Source organism: Bradyrhizobium cenepequi, assembly GCF_020329485.1.
Classification (GTDB): Bacteria; Pseudomonadota; Alphaproteobacteria; order Rhizobiales; family Xanthobacteraceae; genus Bradyrhizobium; species Bradyrhizobium cenepequi.
Map to the genome: position 1 here is coordinate 13,424 of NZ_JAGKJI010000023.1, position 23,142 is coordinate 36,565.

Genomic DNA, 23,142 nt, shown 5'->3' on the forward strand with positions numbered 1-23,142 from the left:
CCCCGAAGTGTGCAAGTTTTTTGCCGCAGCGCAAGATGAAGTTGGAGGCGGCGCACACATCGTCATTATCAGTTCAAATCCTCCTTCCCGCCTGCTCCCAATAGGGGTCGCGGAGGCGGCGCTTGAAGATCTTTCCGGAATCCTCGCGCGGCAGGTTGGTCGCGATTTCGATGTGCTTGGGCACCTTGTAATCGGCGAGCGAGGTCTTGAGCTGGGAACGGATCGAAACGACATCCAGCCTCGCCCCAGCTTGCGGTTCGACCACCGCCATCAGCGCCTCGCCGAACTCGGCGTCGGGTATGCCGAACACCGCGCAATCATGCACGCCGGGAATGGCGTGCAGCACCGCCTCGATCTCGGCCGGATAGATGTTGACCCCGCCCGAAATCACCATGTCGCGCTTGCGGTCGCAGATGAAGACGTAGCCGTCCTCGTCGATATAGCCGACGTCGCCTGAGGTGACGAACCCGTCGCGGTCGATCTCGGCGCGCTTCTCCGGCTTGTTGTGGTAGGTGAAATCCGGATTGCCCGCGATGCGCGAATAGATTTCGCCGATCTCGCCGGGCGGCAGCGCTTTGCCGTCCTCGCCGATGAAGCGCAGCTCGGCGCCCGGCGAGATCTTGCCGACGGTGCCGGGCTTCTTCAAAGCATCCTCGGAATTCGCAAACGTCACGGCGCCTGACTCGGTCGAGCCGTAGAACTCGTAGATCACCGGCCCCCACCACTCGATCATCGCGCGCTTGATATCGGCTGGACACGGCGCGGCGGCATGGATGACGTGGCGCAACGAGGACACGTCATATTTCCTGCGAACCTTCTCCGGCAGCTTCATCAGGCGGATGAACATGGTCGGCACCATGAAGACGGTGTCGATCCGCTGCTCCTCGACTGAGCTGAGGAAATCTTCAGCATCGAAGCGCGGCATCAGCACGAGCGCGCCGCCGAGCCGGCCGGAGCGGAGGCCAAACGAATTCGGCGCGGAATGATAGAGCGGGCCTGGCAGCAGCGCACGGACGCCGGGCCTGAGGCCATAGATCATGGCGCGCATCGCTTCCGCATCGGCCGCCTGTTTGGGCGTCGGTGCGAAGCGGCGGACGCCCTTGGGATGGCCCGTGGTGCCGGAGGTGTAGATCATGTTCTGCGGCTGTGGCACCGCCGGGCCGTTGTAGTGCGGGTGTTTCGCAAGCCAGGGCTCGAAATCAACAGCGAAATCCGGCGCGCCGAGATGATCAGGATTGATCTTGTAATTGGCGAGGATTTCCGGCGGCGTCGGCACGCTCAGCACGGTGACGCCGGCAGGGATTGCTTCGCGCAGCGGATGCAGCATATCGGCGTGCGCTATCAGGACGCGGGTGCCGGAATCCGTCAGCACGTAGTTGATCTCTTCCGGCTTGAAGTGCCAGTTGATCGGCACGCCATAAGCCCCGAGCCGCATCGCCGCGTAGGCGGCCTCGATGAAGGCAATGTCGTTGCGCATCAGCATGCACACGCTGTCGCCCTCGCGGACGCCGAGTTTCCGCAAGCCGCTGGCGATGCGCTCGGTGCGCTCGGCGACCTCCTGATGCGTCCGCCTGCGATCGCCGCTGATGATGCCGAGGAAGAGTTGGGAGGTTTCGCTCATTTCTTGTTCTTCGTTGCTGCTGAAGGCCAGACTTGCTCCGGCCATTGATCCTCATGGTGAGGAGGCGCGCAGCGCCGTCTCGAACTATGAGGCCCCCCTCGCGCCCGCGGCCCATCCCTCGAGACGCCGCTAACGCGGCTCCTCGGGATGAGGGCGGTGCGTGACGGCTCACGCGTCCACAAAGCGCGGCGGGCGCTTGTCCATGTTGGCGCGTACGGCTTCGCTCTGGTTCGGACTGCCCAACAATTTCTGCTGCTCGACGGATTCGGCGAGCAGCGCAGGACCCGGATCGACCGACAGCTTGTTCAGCAGGCGCTTCGCCGCGCGGATCGCATCCGGGCTCTTGCCGGCGATCTCGCGCGCGACCTCGAAAGCCGCGGCGCGCGGATCGTCGCACACCCGGGCGGCGAGGCCATAGCTGAGCGCCTCCTGCGCCGAGAAGATGCGCCCCGTATAGGTGAGCTCGCGCAGGATATCGTCGCGCACCAGCGTGGCGAGGATCGGCGTGCCCGCCATGTCCGGCACCAGGCCCCATTTGATCTCCATGATCGACATCCGCGCATCGGTGCTGAGGAAGCGCATGTCGGCGCCGAGCGCGAGTTGAAAGCCGCCGCCGAACGCGACGCCATGGACCGCGGCGATGACCGGCACCGGGAGCTGCCGCCAGCCCCAAACCGCCTGTTGCGGGAAATTGGCCTGGCCGTGGGTGCGGATGGTGAGATCGCGCTTTTCGCCGCCGGCGATCCCGTTGCCGCCCTTCTCCTTCATCGCGGCGAAACGTCCCATGTCGAGGCCGGCGCAGAACGCCCGCCCCTCCCCGGACAATACTACCACCCGGACGCCCTTCTCCTTGGAAAGCCGCTCGGTCGCGGCCACCAGCGCCTCGAACATCGGGGCATCCAGCGCATTCATCTTGTCCGCGCGCACCAGCCGGACATCGGCGATCCCATCGGATACCGAGATCGTGACGCGTTGCTCCATGGAATTGTCCTCCGCTGTTCTTTGATGGCGCTTTACAGATGGGCCGTTGCCGGTTTTAGTCAATCGACCAATTAACTGACAATCCCCTTTGGGTGGAAACCATGTTTAGAGATCAGCTTCTCGCCGGGCGGCGCATCCTCGTGACCGGGGGCGGCACCGGCCTCGGCAAGTCCATGGCCGCGAAGTTCCTGCAGCTGGGAGCCGAGGTTCACATCTGCGGCCGCCGCAAGATCGTCTGCGACGAGACCGCAACCGAGCTGATGGACCAGTATGGCGGTCGCGTGGTCAGCCACGGCGTCGATATCCGGAGCGCACAGGCTGTCGACGAGATGATCGAGGCGATCTGGGCGACCAGCGGTCCCCTCACCGACCTCATCAACAACGCCGCCGGCAACTTTATCTCGCGCTCCGAAGAGCTCTCGCCGCGCGGCTTCGACGCGGTGGCCAACATCGTGATGCACGGCACCTTCTACGTCACCCATGCGGTGGGGCGGCGCTGGATCGCCGGCAAGCACCGCGGCAACGTGGTGTCGATCACCGTCACCTGGGTACGCAACGGCTCGCCCTATGTGGTGCCGTCGGCGATGAGCAAGTCCGCGATCCACGCCATGACGATGTCGCTCGCGGTCGAATGGGGCAAACACGGCATCCGCCTCAACACGATTGCGCCCGGCGAAATCCCGACCGAAGGCATGAGCAAGCGCATCAAGCCACGTGATGAAGCCGGCGCGCGGACCAAGGCGATGAACCCGATGGGCCGCGTCGGCACCATGGAGGAATTGCAGAACCTCGCCGTGTTCCTGATCTCCGGCGGCTGCGACTGGATCAACGGCGAGACCATCGCGATGGACGGCGCGCAGGCGCTTGCGATGGGCGGCAATTTCTATCAGCTCCGCGAATGGAGCGACGACGACTGGAGCAACGCGCGCGAACAGATCAAGGCGCAGAACGAGAAGGACCGCGCGGCGCGGGGGTGAGGTCGCGCGGCAAACACCGCTGTCGTCCCCGCGAAAGCGTGCGAAAGCAGGGACCCATAACCACCGATGTGCGTTGTGGTGTGAGCAAGTGGTTGCAGCTTTGCATAACAATAAGCACTTGTGGTTATGGATCCCGGCTCAAGACCGGGACGACGTGGGGAAGAGCTCAATCAATTTTCAAACAGCAGGCTCGTAGGATGGGTAGAGCTCGTAGCTCGTAGGATGGGTAGAGCGCAGCGAAACCCATCGCGATGGAGCGAGCCTCGCGAATGATGGGTTTCGCTTCGCTCTACCCATCCTACGTCTGATTCAAATGGCGGATGTGAGTCCGTATTCTTGCAGCATTGATTGCCCGAGGTTTGCATCATTCTTCACCCTCTCGTCGAATAGAGGGCGCAGGGAAAGCCGGGTGCCGGTTGCACCCGTGGGCCCCGTGCAACAAAAAGCACGGGGGTAGGACCACAGGTCAACCGGAGCAACACCGGCTTTCCCTGCGCGATGGTTTTACAGCTTACTTCGTGCTCTTCCCGGTGACCGGGCTTTCTTGCCACCGTCATCCGCGGCAGCTCTTGCTGCTCGCGAACTTAGCGCCAGCGTCGGGGCGCCAGAACCACACGACTTCGCCGTCCACGGATAGCTGCGCTCGTCAGTCGCAACACCCGCGTCCACCGCATCTCACCGCACGTTCGTGACGATCGCGAGCCGCCCCTCATTTGGATGAGACGCGCGGAGTCATAGTGCTGATTTGCCCGACGGGTTAAGCGATTTATTTTTCGCGCGAGCACTGGACGGGCCAAATCACCTTGGAATCGCTCGCGAATTTTCCTCGGCCGTCATTCCGAGGCGACGCGAAGCGTCGAGCCCGGAATCCATTGCGCCACTTGCGCCGGCGGCCCGATGGATTCCGGGTTCGTCCTTCGGACGCCCCGGAATGACGGCCGAGGTTGGGGCGCACGCAACGGCGGGAAACTAACGCTTCCCTGCCCCCATATAGCCGAACAGGAACCCGGCCACCTTGCGCTTCTGGATCTCCTCGCTGCCTTCGGTGATGCGGTAGCGGCGGTGATGGCGGTAGATGTGCTCGAACGGCTTGTGGCGCGAATAGCCCATGCCGCCGTGGACCTGCATGGCACGGTCGGCCGCCTCGCAGCACAGGCGGTTTGCCCAGTAGTTGCACATCGAGACCTTGTCGGAGAGCGTGTGCTCGACCTGCGCCTGGGTGACCTGGTCCATTTCCCACGCTGTCTTGCGGATCAGGAGCCGCAGCATCTCAGCCTGGGTGGCGAGTTCGACCAGCGGCCACTGGATCGCCTGGTTCTCGGCCAGCGCCTTGCCGAACGGCCTTCGCTCCCGCGCATAGTTGACGCTTTCATTGATGCAGTAGACGGCGGCGCCGAGCGAGCTTGCGGCTTGGCGGATGCGGTTCTCGTGCACGAAGCATTGCGCGAGCGACAGCCCGCGGCCGACCTCGCCGAACAGCGCATCCTCAGGAACAAACACATCCGTGAAGCTGACGCGGGGATGATCGGTCGGCATGTTGAAGGTCCACATATATTCCTCGACCTTCACGCCTTCCGATTTCGCCGGCACCAAAAAGCAGGTGATGCCGCGGGCGTCACCGTCATTGCCCGACGTGCGCGCGAACAGCGCGCAGTGGGTCGCGACATGCATGCCCGTGGTCCACATCTTCTCGCCGTTGATGAGCCAGCCCTTAACGTTGTCCCGGGTCGCTGGCTCCGCCTTGGTCTCCATATGCGTTGCGTCGGAGCCGTGGTCGGGCTCCGTAAGACCAAAGGTGATGCGGTATTTTCCTGATATCGAGCCGTCGATCATCGCCTTCTGCGCATCGCTGCCGTAGCGGTCCAGCATGGTGACGACGGGGAAATTGCCGACGATCGAATGCTCGTTCTGCAGGTCGTTGTGCAGGCCGAGCCCCTTCGAGGCAAAATGCTCGCGGATCACGGCCATCCAGAGGTTCGAGCCGTCCTTGCCGCTATAGCGTTTCGGGATCGCAAAGCGCAGATGGCCCGCGGCGTCGGCGCGGTCCTTCGCTTTTCGCAGCAGTGCTTCCCATTCGTGCCGCGGCAGGCCGCCATTGTCGAAATCGGTGCGCGCCCATTCGCGGCGGTGGTCGAAAAAGCGGATATTGTCGTCAGCCTCCTCCAGCGGCTTGATCTCGCGTTCGATGAAGGAATCGAGTTCGGCGAGATAGGCGACGAGGTCGGCCGGCAGGTTGAAATCCAAGGCAGTCTCTCCCGCAAGATGTCGTTGCTTGTCGTTTTGCGTTTAGGCGCTGCGCACCTCTGCTCCCCTCGATTAAGGTGAGAAGACGGCGTCCAAGTCAAGCAAGCGCATCACGCCTGATGCGCGCAGAGGTGTTGCGTAATTGGGTAGCGTCAGGGCGCCGGCGCGCGCTAGTATTGCGACCAATATTCTTCGCCACAGAAAATCAGCGGGAGCGAGCATGGATCTGAAATTCTCGAAGGTGGAACGCAAGGGCCCGATCACCATCGTGACGCTGTCGCGTCCCGAAGTGTACAACGCGCTGCATATCGACGCGCATTTCGAGCTCAACAAGGTGTTCGATGATTTCTCCGCCGATCCCGAACAGTGGGTCGCGATTGTCACCGGCGCCGGCGACAAGGCGTTCTGCGCTGGCAACGACCTGAAATGGCAGGCGGCTGGCGGCAAGCGCGGCTGGGACAAGGGCGGTTTCGGCGGGCTGACCTCGCGCTTCGACTGCGACAAGCCGATCATCGCCGCGGTCAACGGCGTGGCGATGGGCGGCGGCTTTGAGATCGCACTCGCCTGCGACCTCATCATCGCCGCCGAGAATGCGACCTTCGCGCTGCCGGAACCACGCGTGGGGCTCGCCGCGCTTGCCGGCGGGCTGCACCGTTTGCCGCGGCAGATCGGGCTGAAGCGCGCCATGGGCATGATCCTCACCGCGCGTCACGTCAGCGCGAAGGAAGGCCTTGAGCTCGGCTTCGTCAACGAGGTGGTGCCGCAGGGCGAAGCGCTGGCCGCGGCGGTGCGCTGGGCCGAGACCATCTGCAAGAACTCGCCGATGTCGATCCGCGCCTCCAAGCAGACCATCGAGCGAGGGCTGGCGGTATCGCTGGAGCAGGCGATCAACGAGCAGCGCGAATATCCGGCGGTGAAGGCGATGGCGGCGTCGCAGGATTACATCGAGGGCCCGAAGGCATTTGCGGAGAAGCGCCCGCCGAAATGGGTAGGGCGATAGGTGGTTTCTCCGTCATTGCGAGCCACCGGGTCGGCGCGCAGCGCCGCCCGATGACAGGCTCCGCGAAGCAATCCATTTCTCCACTTGCGGAGGCGTGGATTGCTTCGTCGCTTCGCTCCTCGCAATGACAATCATGCTTGACGTTGTTGTAGGATGGGTAGAGCGAAGCGAAACCCATCACGCGTCCTCATGCGTGATGATGGGTTTCGCTTCGCTCTACCCATCCTACGATTTCTGGCCCAGCTCGCGCTTGTAGGACGCATAGTTCGGCTGGTCGACCGCGAGCTTGTCCATCGTGGTCCGCCAGAGATGATCGGCCAGTCCCGGCGTCTGCAGATCGACTTCGCCTTTGGCAATCTTCTCCGAAAGCATGCGGTTCAGTTCGATCAGCGAACCGTCGATACCGAGCAACTGCTTCAGCCGCGCCGCCTCCGCGGCATCGGCTGCATGCGCCAGTGCAAGCTGCCGCGTCACCAGATCGAGCGCGTTGATGCCAACGCGGAGCTTGAAGGCGTTGTGGCCCTTGATCGCAGGCGCGATCTCGCTCCGCAGGAAATCCGCAACGGCCTTGATCAGCTCGTTAGGTGTCGGTTCGTCCTGCATCTCAATGCCCTCGCGGTGCCAATAGCCTGAGCAGATCGATCTCGGTCTCCGACGCACGGCGGCCGATCATCGCACGCTCCATCGAATGGTCGGGGCCACTCCGGAAGCGCTGCATCATGCCGCAGCACATCACGCCCCAGCGCAGCGTGCCCATCACTTCCCAGAACATCACCCTGACAGGATCGACCTTGCGGCCGGCCTCCTCATAGCCTGCGAACAGGTCCTCGCGCGAGCCGAAGCCGCCGACTGGCTTGTCGATCTCGCCGAAGCGCCAGGAGTTGACGCAGATCCAGCCGAGATCCTCCATCGGATCGCCGAAATGTGCGAGCTCCCAGTCCAGCACCGCGCGCACGCCGTCGGGACCAATGATGAGGTTGCCATGGCGGAAATCGCCATGCACCAGCGTCACCTCGGCCGATGGACCGGGATCGTGGTCGCGCAGCCAGCGCAGCGCCAGCTCGAACACGGGACGCGGCCAGTCGAAACCGCGATATTCGCGCTCGAGGTCGCCGATCTCCTTGCTCGCCGTCATCTGCCGCAGCTTCGGCAATTTGGCCGCCGGCAAGCCGTGGATGCCGGCTGCGACACAGCCGAGCTGGCGCGCCAGCAGCGGCCGCGCTTTGGCAAACTGCTCGTCGCGCAGGATTTTCCGCGCGATGGTTTCGCCTTCGATGCGCGCCATGATGAAGCCGGTGCCGAGCCCCTCCTCCGGCTTCAGCACATGCAACACGCGCGGCGACGGCAGGCCGGCGTCATGGGCAAGCTGCATCAAGCTCGCCTCGGCATCGAGCCCGGCCGCGCGCGAGGGTGCTGCGCCATAGCCCGGCGGCGCGCGGCGCAAGATCGCGCCGACATTGCCGTCCGGATGCACGATGTCGAAGCTCCAGCTCTCCTGGCTGGCGCCGCCGGAGAGTTTGGCGGCGCCGGTGATGCCGGTCGCGCCCGGATGGAACGACGCGACGCAGCGCGCGAGCTCGGCCTCGATCATTTGCCCTTGAACTTCGCCGGCCGCTTCTCGAGGAACGCGGTGACGCCTTCCTTGAAATCCTCGGTGGTGCCGGCCAGGCGCTGGGACTGATATTCGAGATCGAGCTGATCCTCGAACGAATTCTCCGGGCTGTCCCAATAGAGCTTGCGGATCAGCGACAGCGCAACGGTCGGGCCGTTGGCGAGCTCATGCGCGAGCTTCATCGCCTCTTCCATCAGCACGCCGTCGTCATAGAGGCGGTTGATAAGGCCCCATTCCAGCGCCTTCTCGGCCGGCAGCCGCTCGCCCATCAGCGACAATTCGATTGCACGCGCCTTGCCGACAAGCCGCGGCAACAGCCATGTCGAGCCGCAATCCGGCACCAGGCCGATGCGGCGGAACGCCTGCAGGAAATAGGCCGAGCGCGCGCACAGGATCATGTCGCCCATCAGCGCGAAGCTCATGCCGGCGCCCGCCGCCGGACCATTGACCGCCGTGACGATCGGGCAATGCAGGTTGCGCAGCCGCCGCAGGAATGGATGGAACGCGGTCTCCAGCGCCGCGCCCGCGTTACGCCTGCCGGGCGTCTGGTTGTTGCGCCCCTGCAGATTGGCGCCGGTGCAGAAGGCGCGGCCGGCGCCGGTGATGACGAGGCAGCGCACCTCGTCCCGCTTGTCCTCGATCGCATCGAGCGCCTCGGCCAGGCCGCCGAGCATGTCGATCGACACCGCGTTCATGACCTCCTGATGGTCGAGCTTGAGGACCGCGACCGGTCCATCGAAATCGAGCGTGACGTGCTTGAATTGCATTGTTTCCTCGCGAGTTGCACCCGCGCCATGGATAGCGCGGTAGGTCAAATCTGTTGCTCCGACCCATATTTGATTTTTGAGGCGGGCTTGTCCATGGTGGACCAGAACACCTCGCTTTCGGATGCACGATTAACGTGCGTCAGGCAAAATGGAAACACCCCCAGGGAAATACGCCAAGGAAAAATACCATGAGCATCTTCGACCTCTCGGGCCGCGTCGCGGTCATCACCGGTGGCAATGGCGGGATCGGGCTTGGCATTGCGCAGGCGCTGAATGCCGCCGGCTGCGATGTCTCGATCTGGGGCCGCAACGCCGACAAGAACAAGGCGGCAGCGGCGACGATGGCGGCGGGTCCAGGCAAGGTCGACACCCGCATCTGCGACGTCAGCAGCGTCGCCTCCGTGCAGGACGCGATGAAGGCGACGCTCGACACGTTCGGCCGCGTCGACGGCTGCTTCGCCAATGCCGGGATCGGCGGCGGTGGACGGCGCGCCTTCATCGACCGTACCGAGGAGGAATGGCGAACCATGTTCGCGACCAATCTCGACGGCGTTTTCCACGTGTTCCAGGCCGCCGCCCGCCACATGACCGAGCGCGCCGAGGCCGGCGACGCCTTCGGCCGGCTCGTTGCCACCTCGAGCCTGGCGTCGCTGTTCGGCACTGCTCGCAACGAGCACTATGCCGGCACCAAGGCCGCGATCAACGCGCTAATCCGCGCGCTCGGCGTCGAGCTCGCACGCCATGGCGTCACCGCGAATGCGATCCTCCCCGGCTGGATCAAGAGCGAGATGACGGCGGGCATCATGGCGAATGAGAAATTCGTCGCCAACGTGATGCCGCGCATTCCCGTGCGCCGCTTCGGCGAGCCTTCCGATTTCGGCGGCATCGCGGTCTATTTGATGAGCAATGCGTCGTCGTACCACACGGCGGATTGCTTCGTGATCGATGGCGGCTACACCGCGTTCTGAGGCAACGTCGGTGGTGCATAGGGTGGGCAAAGCGCAGTAAGAAAGGTGGGCACGCTTCGCTTTGCCCACCCTACGGCAGCAGTACAGCGTTTTAAACATCGTTCGAATTCCGTGATGCGGCACTCGTATCTGCGCAGCGTCGGCGCAGGCACCCATGAAAAAAGCGCGCTCGCACTTTCAAGCCGCCGCGTCTATTGTTGGCCGCAACGATCTCAGCGATGGGAGGAATAAAATGAAACACGCCTACATACCCCGGACCACCAACTACACACTCAATCCGGGTGACGATCTCAACGATCTCCGCATGTCGGATCAGGTCCTCCCGCTTTATGAGCATGTGAAGAAGTTCATCCGCGAAACCGTCGACCCGATGTCGGTCGAATTCTATCGGCACGGCGAGAACAAGAAGGACCGCTGGAGCTTCACCGACGGCCAGATCGAGGTTCTGGAGAAAGCCAAGAAGAAGGCCAAAGAAGAAGGGCTGTGGAATTTCTTCCTGCCCGATGCCGAGACCGGCGAAGGCCTGAACAATCTCGACTACGCCTATATCGCGGCCGAGCTCGGCAAGAGCCCGCTGGCGTCCGAGACCATGAACTGCTCGGCGCCCGACACCGGCAACATGGAGGTGCTGGAGCGTGTGGGCACCAAGGAGCAGAAGGAGAAGTGGCTGAAGCCGCTTCTGAACGGCGAGATCCGTTCGGCCTACGCCATGACCGAGCCCAACGTCGCCTCCTCGGACGCCAAGAACATCTCCACCACGGCAAAACTCGTCGGCGACGAGTGGGTCATCAACGGCGAAAAATATTACATCTCCGGCCTCGGCGATCCCCGCTGCAAGATCATGATCGTGATGGTGAAGACCAATCCCGATGCGCCGCCGAGCAAACAGCAGTCGCAGATCCTGGTGCCGAAGGACACGCCCGGCGTCGAGATCCTCGGCCCCATGCATGTGTTCGGGCAGGATCATGCGCCGCGTGGCCACATGCATTTGCGCTTCAACAATGTCCGGGTGCCGAAGGACAACATGCTGCTCGGCGAGGGCCGCGGCTTTGAAATCTCCCAGGTTCGTCTGGGGCCGGGCCGCATCCACCATTGCATGCGCACGATCGGCAAGGCCGAGAAGGCGCTCGATATGATGGTGCAGCGCGGCCTCACCCGCGAAGCCTTTGGCAAGAAGATCGCCCATCTCGGCGGCAATCTGCAGATCATCGCGCAGGCGCGCTGCGAGATCGAGGCGATGCGGCTGATGGTGTTGAAGGCGGCGAAGGCGATGGACGTGCTCGGCAACAAGGAAGCGCGCGTCTGGGTCTCCATGGTCAAGGCCATGATCCCCGAGCGCGCCTGCAAGATCATCGACCAGGCGATCCAGATGCACGGCGCCACCGGCATCTCGCAATGGACGCCGCTGGCCGAGATGTACCAGGACGTCCGCCACCTCCGCTTCGCCGACGGTCCGGATGAGGTACACTGGATGGTGGTCGGCCGGCATGAACTGAGCATGCCGTAACGCTCACCTGTCATGCGCGGGCTTGACCCGCGCATCCATCAACGACAAGCATTTTCGCAAGGTGATGGATTGCCGGGTCAAGCCCGGCAATGACAAGATTGGGTTCGGACCAGCCATTGGAGCCACTATGGAATACGATGCCAGCGATCTGAAGCCGCGTGAACGCTACAAGGTGCTGGCGTCCTTCGTGCTGCCGCGGCCGATTGCCTGGGTGACAAGTATCGGTCCGACCGGCATCGTCAATGCCGCGCCGTTCAGCTTCTTCAACGTGTTCTGCGAGGACCCGCCGCTCTGCATGTTCGCGGTCAATCTGCGGCCGGACGGGCGGGCGAAGGATACGCTGGTGAACATCGAACGCACCGGCGAGTTCGTGGTCAACATGACCGACGAGCCGCTGGCGCGTGCGATGCACGAGACCAGCGGCGACTTTCCGCCTGATGTCGGCGAGCCCGATTATCTCGGACTGAAGCTTGCACCATCGACCAGAGTGGCGGTGCCGCGCCTTGCGGACGCGCCGTGGGCGATGGAATGCAAGACCTGGAGGATCATCGACGTCAATGGTGACCGCCGGCTGATTATGGGCGAAGGCATCCACTTCTACATCCGCGACGAGCTGTGGGACCGCGAGGCCAAGCGCGTGCACATGGAGCGATACCACCCGGTCGGCCGCATGTTCGCCGACCGCTATTGCCGCACCGATGACCGGGTGGTGTTTCCGGCAGCCGAGGGCGCGAAGGGTTAGCGCTTCTTGTTTTGACGCGTTTTCTTCACGCGAACCGGTGCCCACTTCGCTCGAAAACGCTTTAGCTCGCCACCTGCCCGATCTTGTCCTGCGTCCTGGTCTCGAAATCGCTGGCGTCGTGGCGCTCGTGCAACTGGTTTGCGGGATCGCCCGAGATGCGGTTGACGATGCGACCGCGTTTCACGGCCGGGCGTTTTGCGATCTGATCGGTCCAGCGCTGCACGTTCTTGTAGTCCTGTACCGACAGGAATTCGCCGCCGCCATAGAGCAGGCCCTTGACGAGCCCGCCATACCACGGCCAGACCGCGATATCCGCGATCGAGTAGTCGCCGCCTGAGAGGTACTCGACCTCCGCAAGCCGGCGGTCGAGCACGTCGAGCTGGCGCTTCACCTCCATCGCGAAGCGGTTGATGGCGTATTCGATCTTGGTCGGCGCATAGGCATAGAAGTGGCCGAAGCCGCCGCCGAGATAGGGCGCGCTGCCCATCTGCCAGAACAGCCAGTTCAGGCATTCGGTGCGCGTCTTGCGATCGGTCGGCACCAAGGCGCCGAACTTCTCGGCGAGATAAAGCAATATCGAGCCGGACTCGAACACGCGGATCGGCTCCGGTCCGCTGCGGTCCATCAATGCAGGGATCTTGGAGTTCGGATTGACCGCAACAAAGCCGCTGCCGAACTGATCGCCGTCGATCTTGATCAGCCAGGCGTCATATTCGGCGCCGGAATGGCCGAGCGCGAGCAGCTCTTCCAGCATGATCGTGGCTTTCTGGCCGTTCGGCGTCGCCAGAGAATAAAGTTGCAGCGGATGCTTTCCTACTGGAAGTTCCTTCTCATGCGTAGGGCCTGCAATCGGGCGGTTGATATTGGCGAAACGGCCGCCGTTCTCCTCGTTCCAGGTCCAGACTTTCGGCGGCTCATAGGCGGGTGCATCGGTCATTCGTTCGGCTCCAGCGCGGAAGGCGCGACTATTTAGCTGAATGCGCAAGGCAGGCAAAGGCGCGCAGGCGCCGTGCCCGCCATCCATAAGTGCATTGGAATATGGTGGGCATGCCTCGCCGACCATACAAGGGTGGATTCAGGACGCGGCCGCCCGCTGCCGCCGTGCTGTGCCCGCCATCACAAAGCCGTCGTAGCCCTTGGCCGCCACCTCATCGCAAATCTGCCTGTAGGCTCCGACGCCGCCGATATAGGGCATGAATATCCGCGGCTTGCCGGGAATATTGGCGCCCATGTACCAGGAATTGGCCTGCGGATAGAGCGTGGTGTGAGCGACCTCGTTGACGTGCGCCACCCATTTGTCCTCGGCCTCCGTGGTCGCCTCCATCGTGTCGAGGTCACGCTTTCGCATGTCGTCCAGACAATCGCTGATCCAATCGACATGCTGTTCGATCGAGACGATCATGTTCGACAGCACCGACGGACTGCCGGGACCGGTGATGATGAAGAGGTTCGGAAAACCGGCGCTCATCAGGCCAAGATAGGTGCGCGGCCCCTCGGCCCATTTCGCATTCAACGTCAGCCCGTCGCGGCCGCGAATGTCGATCTTTGCCACCGACCCCGTCATGGCGTCGAAGCCGGTCGCCAGCACCAGCGCGTCGAGTTGATACGCGGCCGCCGTGGTGCGGACGGCATTTTCGGTGATCTCCTCGATCGGGTTGCTCCTGATGTCGACCAGCGTCACGTTGGGACGGTTGAAGGTCGCGAAATAGTCGGTGTCGACGCAGATGCGCTTGGAGCCGATCGGGTGATTGTTCGGCTGCAGCAGCCTGGCCTTCTCGGGATCCTTGACGATCTCCGCGATCTTCTCCCGCACGAAGTTCGCGGCCGTATCGTTCGCCGCCTGGTCCAACGCGAGATTATTGTAGGCTGACATGAAAGTCAGTCCGCCACGCTGCCACCGCGCCTCGTACTTGGCGCGGCGCTCGTTGTCGCCATCATCGAGCGCGCCGCGGTCGGGAAAATCGGTATAGATGCCGTTGCGCGCGACTTCCCGCTCGATGCGGCGGATCTCAGGGTAGTTCGCGCGAAACCATGCGCGTTCCTCATCTAGCAGCTTGGCATTGCGAGCGGTATGGAGAAATTCGCAGTGCGCTGGAACACGGTAAGATGGCTCGCCTGCTCGGCGATCACAGGCACCGACTGAATGCCGGATGAGCCGGTCCCGATCACGCCGACGCGCAGCCCAGTGAAATCCACCGGCTCATGCGGCCAATGGCCGGTGTGATAGACTTGGCCCTTGAACCGATCGAGACCCTTGATGTCTGGCTTGCGCGCATTCGACAGGCAGCCGGTGGCAAGCACCACGAATTTGGCGGTGACGGTCTTGCCGTCGGAGGTGGTCACCGACCAGAGCTTGCTGGCCTCGTCGAACACGGCAGCTTCGACGCGGGTGTCGAACTGGATATCGGGACGCAGCTTGAAGCGATCGGCGACATGGTTGGCGTAGCGCAGGATCTCCGGCTGCGGCGCGTAGCGCTCGCTCCAGTCCCATTCCTGCTGCAGCTCCTCGCTGAACGAATAGGAATATTGCATGCTCTCGACGTCGCAGCGCGCGCCGGGATAGCGGTTCCAGTACCAGGTGCCGCCGACGCCGCTGCCCTGCTCATAGACCCTCGCCGAAAAGCCGAGACCGCGCAACCGGTGCAGCATGTACATGCCGGCGAAGCCGGCACCGACGACGACGACGTCGTAATGCGCGGCAGGGTTGCCGGAGGCGGATGACGGGACGGACATGGACGCAGACTCCCTGTAAGTTCTTTTCGTTATCGGCCAGCATTCTCCGCGAAGCCCCAAAGCGCAAGAGACAAAGCGCAACTGATAGGCGTTGCTTATTTTGCCACGCGGAATGCATAGCGCCTGCACGCAAGTCGTCGAAAGCCGATTGGCTTTCCTGTCCGCCATGCGTTAGCCTGATCGATATCGTCGCCCTTCAAGCAAGAAAAGCAGCACAAGCTGCCACGGGAGAGAGAACGCATCCATGAAATCGCCGATCTGCGACATGCTGGGTATAGAATTCCCCCTGCTCGCCTTCAGCCATTGCCGCGACGTCGTGGCCGCCGTCAGCCGCGCCGGCGGATTTGGCGTGCTGGGCGCGACCGTGCATTCGCCAGAGAGCATCGAGCAGGAACTGAAATGGATCGACGACCACGTCGACGGCAAGCCTTACGGACTCGACGTGCTGATCCCCGAGAACATCTCGACCGCCGGCGAGAAGAACGTCACCTGGAAGAGCCTCGAGCAGCGGATCTCGCCCGAACATCGCGACTTCACCCGGAGCCTCCTGAAGAAATACGGCGTCGAGCTGACGACGACTGATGTCGCCGACAACCAGCCGCAGCCGTTCGACGCGCAGCGCGCGCTCGAACTATTGGAAGTCTCCTTCAAGCATCCGATCAAGCTGATCGCCAATGCGCTGGGCGTGCCGCCGAAGGAGATGATCGACATGGGCCGCAAGCACGGTGTGCCGGTCGCGGCCCTCGTCGGCGCCAAGGAGCACGCGCTGCGCCAGGTCGCGGCCGGTGTCGACATCCTCGTCGTGCAGGGCACCGAGGCCGGCGGCCATTGCGGCGAAGTCTCGACCATGGTGCTGGTGCCGGAGGTCATCAAGGCGATCAAGCCGATCCGCGACGTGCCGGTCTTGGCCGCGGGCGGTATCATGACCGGGCGCCAGATGGCGGCCGCGATGGCGATGGGCGCCGCAGGCGTCTGGACCGGCTCGGTGTGGCTCGCCACCGTGGAATCCGAGACCACGGAAATCTTCCGTGAGAAGATGGTCGCTGCGTCCTCGCGCGATGCGGTACGCTCGAGGGGACGCACCGGCAAGCCGGCGCGGCAGCTTCGTTCGGTGTGGACCGACGCATGGGACCGCTCACCCGACAGTCCCGGCGCGCTGCCGATGCCGCTGCAGAGCATCATCAGCCGCGACGCCTTCAACTCGATCGACCGCTCGGCCGCTGCCGGCAACGCGAAAGCGCGCGACCTCGTCAGCTACTTCGTCGGCCAGGGCGTCGGCCTGATCGACAGCGTGAAATCGGCGGGCGCCGTGGTACAGGAATTCAAGGAAGATTTTATCGAGGCGGTGGAGCACATGAATGCGCTGGTGGCGGAGTGATATTGCTCGTAAAGCCGAGTGCTCTCACCCCTCATGGTGAGGAGGCGCGCAGCGCCGTCTCGAACCATGTAGGCCCGCCGGTGGCCTCATCCTTCGAGACGCGCGTTCCGCGCTCCTCAGGATGAGGGTCTTGCCTAGTGCTAGAAGGTGAACATCAAGAACAATGACCAACACAGTTGTTTCCATCCCCGAAGACCGTATCCCCGTCATCGTCGGCGTCGGCGAGATCGTCGATCGTCCCAAGGACATCGCCGCCGGCCTCGAACCGCTGGCGCTGCTTGAAGAAGCACTGAGACGCGCCGAAGCCGACAGCGGGGCCAAGCTGCTTGGTGATGTCCAGTCGCTCGACGTCGTCAATTTCCTGAGCTGGCGCTATCGCGATCCGGAGAAACTGCTCGCCGAACGGCTCGGCATCAAGCCGGCGCATCTCTATTACGGCCCGGTCGGCGGCGAGAGCCCGATCCGCTATTTGCACGAAGCGGCACAGCGGATCGCGCGCGGCGAATGCAGCGTGGCCGCGGTCTGCGGCGCGGAGGCGCAGTCGACCGCGACCAAAGCGGATCGCGGCGGCATCGCCCTGCCCTGGACGCCGTTTGCGCATGATGTCGAGGAGCCGAAGCGTGGCGCCGCGTTCCAGAAGCCGCTCGCAGTGAAGCTCGGCGTGTTCAGGCCGATCACGGTCTATCCGCTCTATGAGTCCGCAACGTCAGCGCATTGGGCCCAGACGCCGCGGGAGGCATTGGCGGAGTCCGGCCAGCTATGGTCGACCTATGCCAGCGTTGCGGCGGACAACCCGAATTCGTGGCTGAAGAAGCGCTTCACGCCGGAGGAGATCACGACGCCGACACCGGAGAACCGGCTGATCGCCTGGCCCTACACCAAGCTGATGGTGGCCAATCCGACCGTGAACATGGGCGGCGCGCTGCTGCTCACCAGTCTCGCCAAGGCACGCGCGGCCGGCTTCCCCGAACATCGCCTGGTCTATCCGCTCGGCGGAGCGTCGGCGGAAGAGCCGCGCGATTATCTCGTGCGCGACCAGTTCTTCGAGAGCCACCCGCAGACCGCGGTGCTCAAGGCGGTGATGGATCTCGTCGAAGGCGACGGCAAAAAGTTCGACGCGATCGAGCTCTATAGCTGCTTCCCCTGCGTGCCCAAGATGGCGCGACGCACGCTAGGCTTGGGCCCCGACGTGCAGCCGACGGTCACCGGCGGGCTCACCTTCTTCGGCGCACCGCTCAACACCTACATGACGCATGCGGCTTGCGCGATGGTGCGCAAGCTCCGCGATGGTGCCAGGCGCGGCCTGCTCTACGGCCAGGGCGGTTTCGTCACCAAGCATCACGGCCTGGTGCTGTCGCGCGAGGCACCGAAAGAGACGCTCAAGCAGGATACCAGCGTGCAGGCTAGAGCCGACCGCAACCGCCGCAAGGTACCTGAATTCGTCGCCGAGGCCGCGGGCAAGGGCAAGGTCGAAAGCTTCACCGTGATCTACCGCGGCAATGGCGAGATCGAGCATGGCGTCGTCATGCTGCGCACCGAAGACGACCGCCGCACGCTCGGCCGCGTGCCTGCGAGCGATGCGAAGACATTGGCGCATCTCTTGAGCTTGAATCGCACGCCAGTCGGCACCACAGGCGACATCGTCATGGCGAATGACGGCGTGCCGGAGTGGCGGGCGGGGTAACCTTCTCCCTCGCCCCGCTCTTGCGGGGAGAGGGCGGGGTGAGGGGTGCCTCCGCAAATTCGAAAGATATGAGTGCGGAGGGTCCCCTCACCCGGCGCTACGCGCCGACCTCTCCCCGCAAGAGCGGGGAGAGGTGAAGGGAGAGAGCACCCTACCCTTTCACGTCCTGCTTTTCGGAGGCCGTGGTCGGTTTCTTCGCGCCGCCGCCGACCACGCGGACCTGGTCGCCGTCGGCGATACCGTCGGGCGGGGCAGTGATGATGCGGTCGTCGGGAGTGAGGCCGGAGGCGATCTCGATCTCCTTGCCGAGGTCGCGCGCAATCGTCACCTTCTTGAACAGGATCTTGTCATCGGCGCCAACGGTCGCAACGCGCAGGCCATTGCCGTCGAAGATCAGCGCGCTGGCGGGGATGTGGAGCGGAATGGTGTCGCGCTGCAGCGTCAGCTTCACATTGGCATAGCCGCCTGGCATCAATTCACCGCTGGAATTATCCAGCGCGAGCTGCATGCGCGTCGTTCCCGAGCTGACATCGACCGCCTGCGAGGAGGTTTCCACGGTTGCCGCGAAAGTGCGGTTCGGATATTCCGGCAAGGTGATGACGGCCTTGGCGCCCATCTTTATCGACGGCACAAAGTTTTGCGGCACGTTCACATAGACGCGCAGCTTGGAGATGTCCGAGACGATGAACATCGCCGGCCCCGCGCCGCCGCCGGCATTGATCAGCGCGCCGACGTCGGTGTTGCGCTCGGTGACGACGCCGTCGAAGGGCGCCGTGATCTTTTTGTAGCCGGCAAGCGCTTCCAGCCGCTCGACATTGGCCTGGCCGGAATTGACGGCGGCCTTCTTGTTGGAGAGGTCGGCGGTGCGCTCGTCGATCTCCTGCATCGAGACGAAGTTGGAGGCGAGCAAGGACCGGCGCCGCGTGAGCGTCGCTTCGGAGAGTTTGGCGCTGGCCTGCTGGCTCGCGAGATCGGCTCGAGCCTGCAGCAATTGCTGGTCGAGGTCGGGCGCCTCGATCTCGGCGATCACCTGGCCGGCCTTGACGCGGGCGCCGATGTCAACGCTCCAGCTCGTCAGGTAACCGGATACGCGCGCGAAGATCGGCGCGCGATAATAGGCTTCCAGCCGGCCCGGCAGGTCGATGGTGGGATTGAGCACCTTGGCGCTGGGCGGCGCCACCGCGACGCTCGGAATGGCCTGATTATCGGTCCATTCCTTGAGCTTGGTGCCTTGCTCCTCACGGGCACGGATACCGGTGACGACGACGAGGACCAAGCCGACACCGGCGGCAAGCCCGAAAATGCCCAGCTTCCAGCGCGAGACCGGCGGGCGTTGTTCAGTGGGCATGCGACATCTCCGGTGCGGCGGCGGCGCTGGCGCCTTGTTTCTTGTGTACCATACTAAAGACGACGGGAACAAACATGAGCGTCGCGAACGTTGCAAAGATCAGACCACCGATCACGGCGCGCCCGAGCGGCGCATTCTGCTCGCCGCCTTCGCCCAATCCCAGCGCCATCGGCGCCATGCCGATGATCATGGCAAGCGCCGTCATCAGCACTGGGCGGAAGCGCACAAAACCTGCGTCGAGCGCGGCGGCAATGGGATCGCCGAGCTGCTCGTAGCGCTCGCGGGCGAAGCTGATGACGAGCACGCTATTGGCGGTGGCGACGCCCATGCACATGATCGCGCCGGTCAGCGCCGGCACTGACAGCGTGGTTTCGGTGGCGAACAGCATCCAGATGATGCCGGCGAGCGCCGCCGGCAGTGCGGTGATGATCACGAACGGATCGGACCAGGACTGGAAGTTCACGACGATCAAGAGATAGATCAGCACGACGGCGCCAAGCAGACCGAACAACAGGCCGGAGAACGCGCTGTTCATGGTCTGCACCTGGCCGAGCAGCACCACCGAGCTTCCTTTCGGCACGTCCTTTGCGGTCTCGGCGATCAGCGCCCGCACGTCGGCGGCGACCGCGCCGAGGTCGCGGCCCTGCGGCGTGGCGTAGATCTGCACCATGGACTGGATATCGTATTGGGAAACGACCGCACTCGAGGTCGAACGCGAGATGTTGGCGATGCCGCCGAGGATCGGCGATTGCGGGTTGTTGCTCGCGGTGATCGGCAGCGTCTGCAGGGCGCTCAGCGAGTCGATCTGGTATTGCGGCGTCTGCATCACGATCGAATAGGACACGCCGTTATCCGGATTGAGATAATAGGTCGGCGCCACCTGCGAGCTGCCGGCGAGATTGACGACGAGGCTGTTGGTGACGTCGCGCTCGGTCAGCCCGACATATTGTGCGCGGGTACGGTCGACATCGATATTGAAGGTGGGGCTGTTCGGCGATTGCTGGATGCGCGCGTCGGCAATGCCGGGAATGCGGCGGATCCGGCTCAGCAGCTTGTTGGCATAGGCGAAATTGGCGTCGAGGTTGGCGCCACGGATCTGCAGGTCGATCGGCGCCGGCGCGCCGAAGTTCAGGATCTGGCTGACGATGTCGGCAGGCAGGAATGCGAAGCTGATGCCGGGGAACATTCGCGGCAGTTGCTCGCGCAACGCCTGGACGTATTCCTCGGTCGGCCTGTGGCCTTCCTTCAGCTTGACCTGGATGTCGCCGTCCTGCGGGCCGATCACGCCGGTGTTGTTGTAGGTCATGTTGATGCCGGAGATCGGCATGCCGATGTTGTCGGCCAGCGTGTCGATCTCGTCGGGCGGGATGATCTTGCGGATCGCCTTCTGCACCTCGGCGAGCTGGTTGGCGGTCTCCTCGACGCGGGTGCCGACCTGGGTGCGGACGTGCATCAGGATGTTGCCGGCGTCGACCGACGGAAAGAAGTTGCGTCCCAGGAACGGCACCAGCAGGAACGACACGACAACAAAGCCGAGGAATCCGGTGACGAAGACGGCGCGGTGTCCGAGCGCCATCGACAGCATGTCGCGATAGCCGCGCCGGATGCGCTCGAACCGCGCCTCGAAGCCACGCTGGAACAGCTTGAACGGATTGCGCGTCGGCGGCAGGCCGCCCTCGTGATGCACGTGCGGCTGCAGCAGGTATTTCGCCATCGTCGGCACCAGCGTGCGCGACAGGATGAACGACCAGATCATCGCGAACATCACCGCTTCGGCCATCGGCACAAACAGGAAGCGTGCGACGCCGGTCAGGAAGAACATCGGCACGAACACGATGCAGATGCAGAGCAGCGACACGAAGGCAGGCGTGACAATCTGGTTGGCGCCGTCGAGAATGGACTGCTCGACCGGCTTGCCCTGCTCCAGATGGTAGTTGATGTTCTCGATCGTCACGGTGGCGTCGTCAACGAGGATGCCGACCGCGAGCGCCAATCCGCCGAGCGTCATGATATTGAGCGTCTCGCCGATGGCCGACAGCATGATGATGGCGCCGAGCACAGACAGCGGGATCGAGACCGCGATGATGATCGTCGACCGCCAGCTCCCGAGGAACAAGAGGATCATCACGCTGGTGAGCAATGCGGCGATCACGCCTTCGAAGGCGACGCCGGTGATGGCGCCGCGGACGAATACCGACTGATCGCCGATAAAGCCGATCTTCAGCGCGTCCGGAAGCTGGTCCTTGACGTCGATCACCTTCTGCTTGATGCCGGCGATGATATCGAGCGTCGAGATCGCGCCGGCCTTCAGCACCATCATCAGCACCGAGCGGTTGCCGTCGACATGGACGATGTTGGTCTGCGGCGGGTTGCCGTCACGGACGCTGGCGACATCCCGCACATAGACCATGGCACCGTTGACGGTCTTGATCGGCAGATTGCCGAGATCCTCCATCCGCGGCGGCGAATTGTTGAGCTGAATGTTGTATTCGAAACTGCCGATTTTCTGCGTACCGACCGGCGTGATCAGATTTTGTGCAGCCAGCGCATTGGCGACGTCCTGCCCAGACAGGCCGCGCGCCTGCAGCGCCGTGGAATTGAGGTCGATCTGCACCTGACGCTGCTTGCCGCCGAACGGATACGGTATGGCTGCACCGGGCACGGTGACGAGTGGCGTGCGGAGCTGGTTGATGCCGATATCGGCGAGATTCTGCTCGGTGAGCCCCTCACCGGACAGCGCGACCTGGATGATCGGCACCGTGGATGCGCTGTAGTTCAGGATCAAAGGCGGCGTTGCGCCCGGCGGCATCTGCTTCAAGAGCGTCTGCGAGATCGCCGTGACCTGAGCGTTGGCGGTGCGGATGTCGACATTCGGCTGGAAGAAGATCTTGATGATGCCGAAGCCGTTGTAGGAATTGGCGACGATATGCTCGATATCGTTCACGGTCGTCGTCAGCGCACGCTGAAATGGCGTCGTGATGCGCCCCGCCATCTGGTCCGGTGGCAGGCCGGTGTACTGCCAGACCACCCCGATCACGGGAATGCGGATATCGGGAAAGATATCGGTCGGCGTGCGTAAGGCGGCCAGCGGTCCGACAATCAAGAGAAGCAGCGCGAGCACGACAAAAGTATACGGCCGGCTCAGCGCAATACGGACCAGTGCAATCATTGACGAGTTATTCCCCGGAACCCGTGAAATAAACGGATGCGAGCCCCTGCACCCAATTCGCTCGTCGATTTACCGAAAAAGGCGCGAAAAGCCAACTTTGGGTGAGAAATCCGCGTTCACATCCTCGACATACGTGATCGATCGGGACAGTCCCGGATCAAGTCGCAGCATTTCCTTCCAATCGCCGCAGATTCGACAGGGCGCTTTCACGCGCACGAGAATGCGCCCGTTCGTTTCGCCCTAAGGCGCGATGAGAGGAATCATCATCGCGCTTTAGGTTATTGTTTGAGCATGATCTCCGCGCAAACGCTTCGCGTTTGTCGCGAGGGAAAACCGCTTCATACTTTTCCGGATCATGCTCCAGGGCGCCGCGTCAGCAGATCGGCGCCGGCTCTCGTCGAGCTCGGCAGC

Annotated in this window: 16 protein-coding genes and 1 pseudogene; 7 read left to right on the forward strand and 10 right to left on the reverse strand. The window is 63.3% G+C overall.

Going from position 1 to position 23,142, the window contains the following annotated elements; translation table 11 throughout:
- Positions 1 to 73: 73 nt before the first annotated feature.
- Together J6497_RS22985 and J6497_RS22990 are read right to left on the reverse strand one after the other, a co-directional pair.
- Entirely contained in the window at positions 74 to 1,621 is a 1,548-nt protein-coding gene (locus J6497_RS22985; RefSeq protein ID WP_225706556.1) for an acyl-CoA synthetase, read from the reverse strand.
- 168 nt (positions 1,622 to 1,789) lie between these two features.
- On the reverse strand, positions 1,790 to 2,602 hold the full coding sequence (locus J6497_RS22990; protein WP_225706557.1) for a crotonase/enoyl-CoA hydratase family protein: 813 nt from the start codon (positions 2,600 to 2,602) through the stop codon (positions 1,790 to 1,792).
- Positions 2,603 to 2,703: 101 nt separating this feature from the next.
- Here J6497_RS22990 and J6497_RS22995 point away from each other — a divergent pair, with 101 nt between their 5' ends.
- Positions 2,704 to 3,579 (forward strand): SDR family oxidoreductase, encoded by an 876-nt coding sequence (locus J6497_RS22995; protein ID WP_225706558.1) that lies wholly within the window; start codon positions 2,704 to 2,706, stop codon positions 3,577 to 3,579.
- 969 nt (positions 3,580 to 4,548) lie between these two features.
- Here J6497_RS22995 and J6497_RS23000 read toward each other — a convergent pair.
- Positions 4,549 to 5,823: an acyl-CoA dehydrogenase family protein gene (locus tag J6497_RS23000; RefSeq protein ID WP_225706559.1), complete on the reverse strand. Its 1,275-nt coding sequence runs from the start codon at positions 5,821 to 5,823 to the stop codon at positions 4,549 to 4,551.
- A gap of 220 nt (positions 5,824 to 6,043) precedes the next feature.
- On the opposite strand from J6497_RS23000, the gene J6497_RS23005 reads away from it, so the two are divergent.
- Positions 6,044 to 6,823 carry an enoyl-CoA hydratase-related protein gene (locus J6497_RS23005; RefSeq protein WP_225706560.1) on the forward strand — a complete coding sequence of 260 codons (780 nt, stop codon included), beginning with the start codon at positions 6,044 to 6,046 and terminating at the stop codon, positions 6,821 to 6,823.
- A 225-nt stretch (positions 6,824 to 7,048) separates the two neighbouring features.
- Here J6497_RS23005 and J6497_RS23010 read toward each other — a convergent pair whose 3' ends face one another.
- The 3 genes from J6497_RS23010 to J6497_RS23020 are packed head-to-tail and all read right to left on the reverse strand — an operon-like array spanning position 7,049 to position 9,202.
- Entirely contained in the window at positions 7,049 to 7,426 is a 378-nt protein-coding gene (locus J6497_RS23010) for a DUF6285 domain-containing protein (protein ID WP_225706561.1), read from the reverse strand.
- 1 nt (position 7,427) lies between these two features.
- Positions 7,428 to 8,414 (reverse strand): phosphotransferase family protein, encoded by a 987-nt coding sequence (locus J6497_RS23015; protein ID WP_225706562.1) that lies wholly within the window; start codon positions 8,412 to 8,414, stop codon positions 7,428 to 7,430.
- Entirely contained in the window at positions 8,411 to 9,202 is a 792-nt protein-coding gene (locus tag J6497_RS23020) for an enoyl-CoA hydratase/isomerase (RefSeq protein WP_225706563.1), read from the reverse strand. Before J6497_RS23020 ends, J6497_RS23015 begins: the two co-directional genes overlap by 4 nt.
- Before the next feature lie 188 nt (positions 9,203 to 9,390).
- Here J6497_RS23020 and J6497_RS23025 point away from each other — a divergent pair, with 188 nt between their 5' ends.
- From J6497_RS23025 to J6497_RS23035, 3 genes are all read left to right on the forward strand, one after another.
- The gene (locus J6497_RS23025; RefSeq protein ID WP_225706564.1) at positions 9,391 to 10,170 is read left to right on the forward strand and encodes an SDR family NAD(P)-dependent oxidoreductase; all 780 of its coding nucleotides are present in this window, start codon (positions 9,391 to 9,393) and stop codon (positions 10,168 to 10,170) included.
- 232 nt (positions 10,171 to 10,402) lie between these two features.
- Positions 10,403 to 11,677: an acyl-CoA dehydrogenase family protein gene (locus J6497_RS23030; RefSeq protein WP_225706565.1), complete on the forward strand. Its 1,275-nt coding sequence runs from the start codon at positions 10,403 to 10,405 to the stop codon at positions 11,675 to 11,677.
- A gap of 127 nt (positions 11,678 to 11,804) precedes the next feature.
- Positions 11,805 to 12,419 carry a flavin reductase family protein gene (locus tag J6497_RS23035; RefSeq protein WP_225706633.1) on the forward strand — a complete coding sequence of 205 codons (615 nt, stop codon included), beginning with the start codon at positions 11,805 to 11,807 and terminating at the stop codon, positions 12,417 to 12,419.
- Positions 12,420 to 12,480: 61 nt separating this feature from the next.
- On the opposite strand, the gene yghU is transcribed toward J6497_RS23035, so the two are convergent.
- The gene (gene yghU, locus J6497_RS23040; RefSeq protein WP_225706566.1) at positions 12,481 to 13,356 is read right to left on the reverse strand and encodes a glutathione-dependent disulfide-bond oxidoreductase; all 876 of its coding nucleotides are present in this window, start codon (positions 13,354 to 13,356) and stop codon (positions 12,481 to 12,483) included.
- A gap of 138 nt (positions 13,357 to 13,494) precedes the next feature.
- Positions 13,495 to 15,152: pseudogene (locus tag J6497_RS23045) on the reverse strand (flavin-containing monooxygenase).
- A 244-nt stretch (positions 15,153 to 15,396) separates the two neighbouring features.
- Between J6497_RS23045 and J6497_RS23050 the strand changes: the two are divergent.
- Together J6497_RS23050 and J6497_RS23055 are read left to right on the forward strand one after the other, a co-directional pair.
- Positions 15,397 to 16,530 carry a nitronate monooxygenase gene (locus J6497_RS23050; protein WP_225706567.1) on the forward strand — a complete coding sequence of 378 codons (1,134 nt, stop codon included), beginning with the start codon at positions 15,397 to 15,399 and terminating at the stop codon, positions 16,528 to 16,530.
- Positions 16,531 to 16,693: 163 nt separating this feature from the next.
- Positions 16,694 to 18,214: an acetyl-CoA acetyltransferase gene (locus J6497_RS23055; RefSeq protein ID WP_225706568.1), complete on the forward strand. Its 1,521-nt coding sequence runs from the start codon at positions 16,694 to 16,696 to the stop codon at positions 18,212 to 18,214.
- Positions 18,215 to 18,365: 151 nt separating this feature from the next.
- Here J6497_RS23055 and J6497_RS23060 read toward each other — a convergent pair whose 3' ends face one another.
- Both J6497_RS23060 and J6497_RS23065 read right to left on the reverse strand, forming a co-directional pair.
- Entirely contained in the window at positions 18,366 to 19,562 is a 1,197-nt protein-coding gene (locus J6497_RS23060; protein WP_225706569.1) for an efflux RND transporter periplasmic adaptor subunit, read from the reverse strand.
- Positions 19,552 to 22,731: an efflux RND transporter permease subunit gene (locus J6497_RS23065; protein WP_225706570.1), complete on the reverse strand. Its 3,180-nt coding sequence runs from the start codon at positions 22,729 to 22,731 to the stop codon at positions 19,552 to 19,554. Before J6497_RS23065 ends, J6497_RS23060 begins: the two co-directional genes overlap by 11 nt.
- Between the last annotated feature and the right edge of the window lie 411 nt (positions 22,732 to 23,142).

What these genes read in the sequence shown, in the direction of transcription:
- J6497_RS23015 (WP_225706562.1), bottom strand. Translation starts at nt 8,414, where the DNA reads ATGATCGAGGCCGAGCTCGCGCGCTGCGTCGCGTCGTTCCATCCGGGC.
- J6497_RS22995 (WP_225706558.1), top strand. Translation starts at nt 2,704, where the DNA reads ATGTTTAGAGATCAGCTTCTCGCCGGGCGGCGCATCCTCGTGACCGGG.
- J6497_RS23010 (WP_225706561.1), bottom strand. Translation starts at nt 7,426, where the DNA reads ATGCAGGACGAACCGACACCTAACGAGCTGATCAAGGCCGTTGCGGAT.
- J6497_RS23025 (WP_225706564.1), top strand. Translation starts at nt 9,391, where the DNA reads ATGAGCATCTTCGACCTCTCGGGCCGCGTCGCGGTCATCACCGGTGGC.
- J6497_RS23005 (WP_225706560.1), top strand. Translation starts at nt 6,044, where the DNA reads ATGGATCTGAAATTCTCGAAGGTGGAACGCAAGGGCCCGATCACCATC.
- J6497_RS22985 (WP_225706556.1), bottom strand. Translation starts at nt 1,621, where the DNA reads ATGAGCGAAACCTCCCAACTCTTCCTCGGCATCATCAGCGGCGATCGC.
- J6497_RS23030 (WP_225706565.1), top strand. Translation starts at nt 10,403, where the DNA reads ATGAAACACGCCTACATACCCCGGACCACCAACTACACACTCAATCCG.
- J6497_RS23060 (WP_225706569.1), bottom strand. Translation starts at nt 19,562, where the DNA reads ATGCCCACTGAACAACGCCCGCCGGTCTCGCGCTGGAAGCTGGGCATT.
- J6497_RS23055 (WP_225706568.1), top strand. Translation starts at nt 16,694, where the DNA reads ATGACCAACACAGTTGTTTCCATCCCCGAAGACCGTATCCCCGTCATC.
- J6497_RS23035 (WP_225706633.1), top strand. Translation starts at nt 11,805, where the DNA reads ATGGAATACGATGCCAGCGATCTGAAGCCGCGTGAACGCTACAAGGTG.
- yghU (WP_225706566.1), bottom strand. Translation starts at nt 13,356, where the DNA reads ATGACCGATGCACCCGCCTATGAGCCGCCGAAAGTCTGGACCTGGAAC.
- J6497_RS23020 (WP_225706563.1), bottom strand. Translation starts at nt 9,202, where the DNA reads ATGCAATTCAAGCACGTCACGCTCGATTTCGATGGACCGGTCGCGGTC.
- J6497_RS23065 (WP_225706570.1), bottom strand. Translation starts at nt 22,731, where the DNA reads ATGATTGCACTGGTCCGTATTGCGCTGAGCCGGCCGTATACTTTTGTC.
- J6497_RS23050 (WP_225706567.1), top strand. Translation starts at nt 15,397, where the DNA reads ATGAAATCGCCGATCTGCGACATGCTGGGTATAGAATTCCCCCTGCTC.
- J6497_RS22990 (WP_225706557.1), bottom strand. Translation starts at nt 2,602, where the DNA reads ATGGAGCAACGCGTCACGATCTCGGTATCCGATGGGATCGCCGATGTC.